Here is a 9,914-nt window from a genome sequence, read left to right as displayed (position 1 = left end):
TCTTCAGGCACAAATTCCAATTGAAAACATGATTTTAATCCAACGTTAGAGTTTGTAGGAGGTTAACTATGGAGAAAAAGATCGTTTTAGCTATTAGTGATACTGTATATACGGCATATTTACGTGAGGATTTTATTAGTGCGGGATTTGAAGTAGCTGATAGTGATGTGATGCACATCAAGTACCTAGATGAAATTCTAGATACGGAACAGCCCAATATTCTATGTATTAATGACAAACGATTAAATATTGATGCAGGACATGAAGAGAAACGTGAATTGATTATCTTACAGAAACTAAGAGATATTCGCTTTAATCGGGATATTCGTATAGTGGTATTTACAGAGCGTGAAAATGAAGATGAGTTTTTGGCGAAACTGATTTATCTAGGTATCCATGACATTTTTAATTCTCGTAAAATTGATATTGATAATAAAGTCATCCCGCAGCTGCTGCAGAAATCAGATATTAAAAATGTAGCGGAAATTGTAGGAGCAAGTCAGGCGCCGCAACAAACGAAATTGCCCGACGTTCCAGTTGGTGAGGAAGAAGAGGAAATATCAAGTGAATTAGAGGAAGATAGCAACAATGAATCTGCCTCTAAATCCAAACTATTTAAAAACAAACAAAAGCGTAAGTCTATTCAGGAGAAAACTCCTAAAGCGCCAATTATTAAAAAACAGTATAAATTGGCTTTTGAGCCGGTATATGGGAAACAAATTGGTATTGCCATTCCAAGAAAAACAATTGTTGTGGCCAGTATGAATAGAAGAAGTGGAGCTACCTTTGTTTCACATCTTTTAGCTGCGTATTTAAATGAACTACAGATAGATGTGAACTATATAGAGAATCTATATGATGAGGGCTATACGTATCCGTTACTAAAGGGATATACAGAAGCACCAGAAAATTATCGTAGTGAATTTATGCTACAGCGGTATAAGGAGATGCTACAGAAGGAATCCGATATATTATCTATTCCAAAGTGGAAGCAAGGAAGAATAAATTATATTGTAAAGAATCCTATAGTGGACCAAGAGCTGAAAAACAAAACAGAGCAGGACTTCGACCATTTTATTAAGGTTTTATTGGGTAACCAAGAGGCACAAATTTCTATTATTGATGCAGGGAATGATTGGGATAAAGATTTATACCATGAGATATGCGAAATGGCAGATTATATCTTCTTTGTAGCAAAACCAGATCTGCATCAATTGCTAAAGATAGCGCATCCTCTTACACAAAAAGAGAGAAAGCTTGTTTCTTACTTAGCTTTAGAGAAAACGAGAATCATTGGGAATAAGTTTTCTCCAGCACTTTTAAAGCACGAAGTAGTAGAAGAATGTTTTGGAAATAAGTTATTAACTGCTCTACCACCATATGATGTTGAGGATGTGTTTGAATCTCAACTGAATAGCAGTACGTTACTATCTAGTCGGAATTATTATAAAGAGCTTGAAGGGATACTGAAGGAAATAGCAGAGCTACTGCTACCAAATGAATTATTGAAACAGAAGAAAAGCTCTATATTAAGTGGATTTCGATTTCGAAAGTCTGAAAGTTAAGGGGGGATGAAAAGGGATGCAAAAATTTATTATAGGTGCCGCCTCACTATTATTATTTGTTGGTTGTTTATTCTTAATGACAGATATAATTATTGGCGATACAACACATATCGATAATAAGTCTGCATTAGAACGTGCTGGAAGTACAGCAATGGATAAAGCCGTAAAAGTTGGTGTTTTACGATCCCAAGAAGAAATTGCTATTGATCCAGAAATTGCAAAGAACGAATTTGAAAAATCCTATAAACAAAATGCAACATTTAAAGATCCCGCATCAAAACGAGAGTTTTCCATACATGCTGTAAAAGAGCAACCTGCAATGATTGCGGTTGAAGGGGAAGCCGAAGCCGAAGCCGAAGCTTCTAGTTATACTAAACAATTTGATGAAAAGAAAGGAAACATTAAGAGTAACGCAAAACACATATATATTTATGAAGCAGATTCTGATAACAAGAAAGCTGGAGGAAACGTGAAATAAATAAGAAGAAGTAGGTGTGTAAGAAATGCAAAATACAATAACAACAGCGCTTTTTCTAACGCTTTCTTTATTATTAATAACTCTTATACCAGAAGGAGTACTGTATGGAATGCAGTTAATAAAGGCACATGATTTTGCTTCTAGTACAATAGAATTAGCAGAACAAACAGGTGGTTTTCAGTACACGTATGAAGGGAAAAGCGTAAATTTAATTCCTGATATAGAGAAGAAAATGAAAGAGCAGAATATGGATGGATGGAAATATGAATATACGAAAGGGCGCGTAGATCATAATCAGCCATTGAATTTTAGGATAAAAGCCGAACATCACTTCTTTATTTTTAAAATGATAGGGATAGACAGTGTGAGAGCACCAATATGGGCAAACAAAGATGGAATGGGACAACAGTAAATCCATATCAATCAGCTGCTGGAGAACGAAACCGAGTTAAATGGATGCTAGATATTATAAAAGATGGAGAAACTGTGCATCATCAAGAAAATTATTTACGTTCAAATTCGCAAAAAGATAATGAAAGAGCCAATGAAGGTGATGCAGGGCAATTTAAGTCCGAAGAACTAAAGTGGCAGCCGCAAATGTGTGGCCGATATACTGCGAGAATTAAAGTACTTGATGCTGTTCAGAGGGAATCAAACGAAAAAATTGTTGATTTCACTATAGATGGTAACTGTGGTACTGAAGTAACACCTAACCCAGATTCAGGCGATGAAGATGACTTTAAATATAAAATTGACTTTTCTAGTGACAGAATCGAAGGAGAAACAGCAAGAGAAGGGAAGAATATAAAAACAAGAATAGATGTATCACGTGATAATTTTAAACCAGAACGTGACCAATATAGAGCAAAGGTAAATAATAAGATTAATAAGTCACAGCAAGAAGTAAATAGTTCTGAATCAGATAGAGATAGTGCACAGTCTAGTTTAAGTTATTGTCGCCGTAATCCAATTCATGAGGTAGATGCCGAAGGGAAGGATCACTACTATGATAGGGACTGCTCTTGGGAAGAAAATAGACTAGATAGTGCTGCAAGTAGGTTAGATAAGGCAAGACAAAAACTAGAAAAAGAGAAGAACAAAGTTAAAAAGTTAGATGCACTAGAAGCAAAATATGCAAATCCGGAAACAGTAGTCGTGCTAAAACATAACGGGCAACAAGTAGCAACACAAAAGGTAAGGTTAACTGAGGGAGAAAAGAAAACCTTGAATCTTGGCTGGCAACATAAGGGGAAAGGAACAATTCAAGCGGAAATTAACCCTGCTGGTAATCGTTTAGATATAGAAGAAACAACATACAAAAATAACCCTATTAAAACAGCTATCTATGCACCATCTCATGAAAAAGGGATGTGTGGAGTAACGAGTGTAAAAGGTGTGGTAGAAACAGTAAGTGAACGTGTGTCTAAAGAGGATACAGTTGGAGAAATGTACTTTGAAACATTAAGCGGAAGTATTGATAATTTAGCGCCATCTAAGCTCCATGCTGGCTATGGTTTTTCCTATGTAGTAAACGGAAAATACAAAAACGATTGGAATGAAAATTATCCTGGTGTATTTGCAAAAGTAACGGCACAATATCCTTTTGCTGATGAAGGATTAAAAACTACACAAGAATTAGACAGTGTTTATAATACTGGATTAACATCAAAATCCCTACCTAAAAATATGTATTTGTCTGAAGTAACAGGACATGTCTTCGATAGTAAAAGACCAACTAAGTCTCTATACTGGGATGGTCAAGAAAAAATTATTGATGGTCAACGCAAATGGTATGCACCATTGAAAACAAAAGATGGAAAATATCCGTTCACTATTGAAACAGCCCCAACAGGTGTTAATGAAATGAGCTTATGCCTTACAAATGAGGTAGAAATTAAAGGCGTTGCGTTCGATGACTTTAAAAAGAGAAGAGTACTTGCTGATCTTCCATTCCCTGTACAAGCACCAGGCTGGAATTGGATAGGAAAAGAACATATTATCACTGATTTGTCAGACTGGTATTACATGAAGAGTAGGAAATAGTTAAGTGGTATTGTACAATGAGTTGAATCAACGTAAGAATTGAATCCATCTTAAGTAGCTGAATGGACAAACCAAAGGCACATCCCTTAATGGGATGTGCCCTTTTTTCGTAGAAAGGGGAATTAGAAATGGATAAAAAGAAAAAACAACGTGTGAGACGTGCAGTTTTTATAGGGGTTGTCGCAATGGTTGTATCTTTGTATATTGGAAGTGAGTTGCAGAATCGGAATGGGAAAAGTTATGCCCCTGCAAAGTATTTTGAGAAGGGGACAAAGCTTGTTTCGTTCTAACAGATTTATAAATAATAAAATAAAAAAAGGGACTACTTTTATACAATACTGTCTCTTTAAGGATAGCAACTGACCACCCTCAAATATTCAGTTACATTAGAATGATTTTACCATATTTCAGAGTTAATTAATAACTTAAAAACCTTGTTATTACAACGTTCGTAGGCTTTTTTGTTTTTAAAATCAGAGCTTTATAATGGTAAAAATAATATTTTTTTAGAAATGATTGACATTAAACTCTATATATCATAATATTGAATTGTAATATTAGAGAAATCAAATACAACATTTTCATATAGACTTTAGATTAGCTAAAAGGACACACCTAAGGCGCATTATGCCATAGGTGTGTCCTTTTTTTGCGTTTAAAGACTACAAAAGGAGGAATACAAACATTGAAGCCATCTAAGTTTCAAAAGAAGCAGATTGCTGCGGTAGGTTTAGCTGCTGTAACAGTAGCGGGTATCTATGGATACAATCATTTCGCAGTCGAAAATGCAGTAAAACCAACAAAGATTGTTGTAGCCGCAAAGGATATACCTGCGCATACAGAAATTAAAGAAGACATGCTAGTGGAACGAACATTACCTGGTGATGCCATTCCACCAAATGCATTACGTGTAAGCAAAAAAGATGTTGTAGGGAAGTGGACAAATGATGGGCAACCCATTTCTGAAAATAGCTATCTCTTTAAAAACAAAGTAGTAAAGAAAGAAGAGTTACCGGACTCTGCCATTTTAAATTTGAAAGATGGGGAAGTTGCATTTCCGTTACTCGTTGATCTGGAAACAAGTTCAGGGAATAGTATCATTCCTAACACATATGTGGACTTGTATTTCAAACAGGTTGTGAAAGAAGGGGACAATGAGAAAGTTGTATTCGGTGGTCTTTTCCAACGTGTACGTGTGACTGCTGCAAAAGATAGTAATACAGAAGATGCATTTGTGATAGAAAAGAAAGAATCAAAAGAGGAACAAGAAGGAAAACAAAAGCCAAAGGTAACGCGATTATATACATTAGCTGTTTCACCTGAACAACTTCAATACTTAAATCGTGCAAAAACTCTTGGAGATGTGATTCCAGTTGCAGTAGGACAAAAGGTGGAACAAACAGGGAAAGAATTACCAGCAGAAGGGTTCTCACAAATATCTGATCAGAAGAACATTTTAGATTATGTAGAGAAGCATTCGACTAATCCAATTTCTAAAAATGTAAAAGAGTATGTAGCACAGTATCTAAACGAATCCAAGTAAGAAAGGGGGTTATTAAGATGGAGCGGCAAGTAAGAATCATTGCCTTTTATGCGATAAACGAAAATGTAGGGAAAAGCACATTAAGTATTACGATGGCAAATGAATTGGCTCATTTAGGGAAAAAGGTGCTTTATGTAGAAGCAGACCAAGTAAGACCAAGCTTTGCAGTTGGAACTGGTCTTAGCCACGATAGTAAAAATATATTAGAGCTTGTAAGAAAAGAAAATGATTACAACCTCTTGCAGTATATTTGTACCAAGCAAGATTTACTAGAGAAAAAAGTGAACCCAAGGTTGATGCAAAAATTACTCTATAAAATGGATTTTCTTGTATTTCCATCAGGTTATAACCTAGCTCAATTTCCTGAGATTCAAAACAAAGAACTGTTTGTAACGACATTAATGGAATCACTTGTAGACACAGAATACGATTATATCATTCTATCGGTGCCAACTGAATTATCAGAGGTGTTGAGTTATCCAATCCTTTACCAATCAGACCTTGTTGTTCATGTGCTAAATGGAAATCCTCGTGGTGCAATAGCAATTAAGCGAGAATTACAACTAATAGAAGATGCGAAGCTAACATTACCTCGAATGATTCATGTGCTAAATATGGCAGATGAGAATTATGTAGAAGATATTGAAAAGCTTTCTTCCCAAAAAATTACGGTGACAATTCCGTATGACAGAGATCGTACGAGTTACGAATGGGGGATGCAATTTGGTTCCCCTCAAATTAATACAAAGGTCCATGAAATTATGGAAGCAGCTGGTCTTGGTATTCCATCCCAGCAATCCTCTATGAAAAAGGGTCTCTTTGGTTTACGAAATTAAAAGGGGGACAAGGAGTATGTGGGGCTATTTACAGGAAAAACAAATCGCCTTAAAGCGAAATCGAGTGGATTTATATCACTTTGGTTACATGATTCGTTCCAAATCAGCTCGAAAGTTAGGAACAACTACAGCTCAACAAATTAAAGATATAACAGATGAAATTCGTGCATTTTTAGTAAAAGAACATCGTGATATCCTAAGCGAATCCTTTATGAATAAAGAAAAGAGGGCAGCTGTAGAACAAATCATTAAAAGCTTTTTACTAAGTAATCAAGTCGTTATTTCAGATGTACCTTCTGAACGGTTACTAAATATGGTGTGTGACGAAATTGTGGGGTTTGGGATTATAGAACCTTTAAAAGAAGATAAGGATGTAACTGATATTTATATCAATGGCACAAAAGAAATCATTTACGAAAAAATTGGAGAGGGAGAATGTACATTTCCTTACCGATTTGAGACGGAAGAAGAAGTGAAAGCTCTAGCTTATAAGATGGTAAACAGTACATCAGAGTCATTAAATACAGCAAAGCCGTATGTGGACTGCGTGTTTCCATATATCCGCATCAATATTGCTTTAGATGAACTTGGGGGACTCAGAACAACAATAACGATTCGTAAGAATGCAGATCACCTTCGTGCTTCTGAAGAGCGTATGTTATCTACCAATCAAGCGTCAAAAGAGATGTTGGACTTTTTGGCTGCAGCCGTGAAAGCCAAAATGAATATTCTAGTTGCTGGAGCTACAGGTACCGGAAAATCAGAGTTTATGAAATATCTTGCCTCTCACATTCCGAAAGGAAAGAAAAAAGAACGTACTCTGGTAGTAGAAGATAACCCTGAATTATATTTGCAACGCATTTTTCCGGAACATCATTTTGTTCCGATGCAGTGTAGGGCATCCGAAGTAGAAGAAAATGCAATCGACTTTGATAGATTGTTAACAAATGCTTTACGGCAAGGGCCTAAGAGATTAATTGTAGGTGAATCGAGGGGGAAAGAAGCGTTAAAAATGATTAACTTCTTCCAAACAGGACATCCTGGTTTTACCTCTGTCCATGCAAGGAGTGCGAAAGAAGCAGTAAGACGTTTAATGCTTATGTGTTTGCAAAGTGGTGCAAATATCGATGCTTAGTATTTATATGAATTAATCTCACAGACATTTGATGTGATTGTCTTTTTAGAAAAGAAAGACGATGGAAATCGCTATATTACAGAGATGATTGAATTATTGGATTATCAAGATGATATACAGTTCAATCAGCTTTCTCAATTTATTCCATCAGGTGAGGAATACGATGAAATGAATGAGAGAGTAGGAAAGATTTATGGAGACCATATTATTACAGCAAAAATGTCAGCCGAAATGGAGAAGAAATTCCGTTCTTCCACTGTAAAACCAGCCCTTTATGCACCATTCCTTTCACAACGGGAGGTGCAGTATGCATAGTTTGTTGGCTTATGGATGTATATTTTTAATCTTTATTAGTATAGTATTTCTCGTTTTACTTTTTGCAAAATCTAAAGGTTCTGCTCTTTCCCAATTTGTACAAGAAAACGAAAAAGAAGAAAGGCGCTTGGAATTAAGGAATATTAAGGGGATACGAGTGTATCTACCACAATCCGTTATACAAGAAGCGCAAAAGTACGAGTGGAAATTGACGAAAAGCATGTACTGGGCATATATGATTCTTTCCGGAATGAGTATTGCAGCGGTGTTCTATTTTTCTTTTGGAAGAGATCTTTTTACACTGGTTTTCGTTTTATGTGGATTTTTAGTTCCGAGATTTCTCCTCTATCGAAGAAAAAAACGTTACTACTTGGTTGTCATTGACCGTCTTTCTATTTATATGAAGGCTGTAGCGAATGCTCTTCAAATTAGTAATAACGCAAAACGCGTGTTAGTACAAGTGAAGCCAATGATGCACGAGAGCATTCAAGAAGAAATAGAAAAAGTTTCTCTTTTATTAGAAGGTGGAACTACAATGCACCGTGCATTTAGAGGATTCAACGAAACTTTTAATTTTAGAGAATTGGTTTTCTTCCATGAAATGTTGGAAGTGTGTAGTCGAGAAGGTGGCACGAATTCAGTGCAAGTCTTACTAGATATTGCAGAAGATTTCGAAAAACAAAAGCTATACCTGGCAAGATTACGTTCTAGTTTATCGCAAGCACAACGTGCCTTTGTACAGAACTGCTTAATCGTCATGGCCATGCCGATTGTTATTATGTTGATGTCAAAAGAAGCATATGGATTTTTAGCAGGTTCTATGATGGGGAAAATCGCATTAGCGGTAAATATGTTCATTGTATTTTTCTTAGCAACCCGTGTAGAAAAGATTGCAAATTATAATCCAACAGAAAGAGGGGAATAAAGTGGCTGCGATTTTAGCTGTAGTGGTATTCGTTGTCATGTATTGGGTATTCTCTACCTTTCTACAAAGTAAAAAAGATAGTGGTAGCCTACTGACAAACTATGTAGAAAATGCAAAACGAATTGAAAAAAAGAATTTAAATCAAATGATGCTCGCTCCTTTCCAGTCATTATCACATAAGTATCTGACAGAAGAAAAGAAAGAGCAGATCCAGAAAAAATTAGAAGAAGCTGGTTTGGATACGAAACCAGAAGAATATTTGAAAATGAAGGTTGCATATCCCATCATTTTCACCTCTGTTTTCTTGATATGTACGGTGTTTCATGATTACTACTTATTTAAAGTGGGCGTTTTGATTTCACCACTGCTTTATTTCTATCCTGATTATTTATTAAAGAAAAGAATCAAGCAGGCGATAGAAGCAAGGAAGTTCGAATTACCACAGTATCTAATTCCGGTGCTGCAGTTGTTAAAAACACATACAACATTAGAGGCAGTAAAAAAGGCGCAGATATATGCTGGGAGGCACCTTCGACCGTATGTATCTACACTTACAGCGGAATTAGAAATGTATGCGGGTTCGGATCAACCATTTAGAAACTTTGCAGCAGCTTTAAATAGTCCAGAAGTAAATACCTTTACGATTGCATTGCAACAAGCGCAAAAAACGGACAAGGTACAAAGTCGTCGTATTATGGACGCACAAATTAAAATGATGCGTGAATTAAAACATGAGAACTATAACCGTCTCATTCAAAATAAGCCAATGGAAATGAATAAATTTAACGTTGCTGTAATTGGTTGTATTGTAATTTATCCAATGGTGATTGTTATTCAATCCTTAATGCAAGGATTTGCAAGTTTATAGAAGACATTATCAAAAATGGAATAAGAAAAGGAGTAATACACATGTTAACAAAAATGAAGAAATGGTTAAAAAATGAAGACTCACAATTATCATCAGAAAACGGTATGTTAATTGCCTTGGCAGTAATTATTGTATTAGTGATTGGCCCGTTTGTATGGAAAGCAATTCAAGGCGGGTATGACACAATTCTAGCTCGATTTACAAAA

Annotated in this window: 8 protein-coding genes and 2 pseudogenes; all 10 read left to right on the top strand. The window is 35.8% G+C overall.

The genetic code is table 11. The annotated features are described in order from the left end of the window. Positions 1 to 68 precede the first annotated feature (68 nt). The 10 genes and pseudogenes from CER22_RS30105 to CER22_RS30065 all read left to right on the top strand — a co-directional run bounded on the left by CER22_RS30105 (position 69) and on the right by CER22_RS30065 (position 9,708). Positions 69 to 1,565, top strand: coding sequence for a hypothetical protein (locus CER22_RS30105; protein WP_088610401.1), 1,497 nt, complete (start codon positions 69 to 71; stop codon positions 1,563 to 1,565). A gap of 16 nt (positions 1,566 to 1,581) precedes the next feature. Next, positions 1,582 to 2,043 (top strand): hypothetical protein, encoded by a 462-nt coding sequence (locus CER22_RS30100; RefSeq protein WP_088610400.1) that lies wholly within the window; start codon positions 1,582 to 1,584, stop codon positions 2,041 to 2,043. A 25-nt stretch (positions 2,044 to 2,068) separates the two neighbouring features. Continuing rightward, positions 2,069 to 2,455 carry a DUF4320 family protein gene (locus CER22_RS30095; protein WP_088610399.1) on the top strand — a complete coding sequence of 129 codons (387 nt, stop codon included), beginning with the start codon at positions 2,069 to 2,071 and terminating at the stop codon, positions 2,453 to 2,455. Beyond that, positions 2,440 to 4,086, top strand: a pseudogene (locus tag CER22_RS30090) (hypothetical protein); the annotation flags it as partial. The gene CER22_RS30095 and the pseudogene CER22_RS30090, both read left to right, overlap by 16 nt. Positions 4,087 to 4,214: 128 nt before the next feature. Then, on the top strand, positions 4,215 to 4,376 hold the full coding sequence (locus tag CER22_RS33395) for a hypothetical protein (protein ID WP_179211960.1): 162 nt from the start codon (positions 4,215 to 4,217) through the stop codon (positions 4,374 to 4,376). A 395-nt stretch (positions 4,377 to 4,771) separates the two neighbouring features. Beyond that, the gene (gene cpaB / locus CER22_RS30085; RefSeq protein ID WP_088610398.1) at positions 4,772 to 5,629 is read left to right on the top strand and encodes a Flp pilus assembly protein CpaB; all 858 of its coding nucleotides are present in this window, start codon (positions 4,772 to 4,774) and stop codon (positions 5,627 to 5,629) included. Between the two features lie 17 nt (positions 5,630 to 5,646). Then, positions 5,647 to 6,465, top strand: coding sequence for an AAA family ATPase (locus CER22_RS30080; RefSeq protein ID WP_088610397.1), 819 nt, complete (start codon positions 5,647 to 5,649; stop codon positions 6,463 to 6,465). Positions 6,466 to 6,481: 16 nt separating this feature from the next. Next, positions 6,482 to 7,915 (top strand): annotated as a pseudogene (locus CER22_RS30075) (CpaF family protein). Further along, positions 7,908 to 8,840: a type II secretion system F family protein gene (locus tag CER22_RS30070; RefSeq protein WP_088610396.1), complete on the top strand. Its 933-nt coding sequence runs from the start codon at positions 7,908 to 7,910 to the stop codon at positions 8,838 to 8,840. Before CER22_RS30075 ends, CER22_RS30070 begins: the two are co-directional and overlap by 8 nt. Before the next feature lies 1 nt (position 8,841). Further along, positions 8,842 to 9,708 (top strand): hypothetical protein, encoded by an 867-nt coding sequence (locus tag CER22_RS30065; RefSeq protein WP_088610395.1) that lies wholly within the window; start codon positions 8,842 to 8,844, stop codon positions 9,706 to 9,708. Positions 9,709 to 9,914: the final 206 nt, after the last annotated feature.

It is taken from the genome of Bacillus sp. K2I17 (assembly GCF_002209985.1).
GTDB classification, from domain to species: Bacteria; Bacillota; Bacilli; order Bacillales; family Bacillaceae_G; genus Bacillus_A; species Bacillus_A wiedmannii.
The sequence above is the reverse complement of the archived record's forward strand: the minus strand, read 5'-3'. Positions and strand labels throughout refer to the sequence as shown.

Coding starts and splice junctions, on each gene's coding strand:
- CER22_RS33395 (WP_179211960.1), top strand. CDS start 4,215: ATGGATAAAAAGAAAAAACAACGTGTGAGACGTGCAGTTTTTATAGGG.
- CER22_RS30095 (WP_088610399.1), top strand. CDS start 2,069: ATGCAAAATACAATAACAACAGCGCTTTTTCTAACGCTTTCTTTATTA.
- CER22_RS30105 (WP_088610401.1), top strand. CDS start 69: ATGGAGAAAAAGATCGTTTTAGCTATTAGTGATACTGTATATACGGCA.
- CER22_RS30080 (WP_088610397.1), top strand. CDS start 5,647: ATGGAGCGGCAAGTAAGAATCATTGCCTTTTATGCGATAAACGAAAAT.
- CER22_RS30070 (WP_088610396.1), top strand. CDS start 7,908: ATGCATAGTTTGTTGGCTTATGGATGTATATTTTTAATCTTTATTAGT.
- CER22_RS30100 (WP_088610400.1), top strand. CDS start 1,582: ATGCAAAAATTTATTATAGGTGCCGCCTCACTATTATTATTTGTTGGT.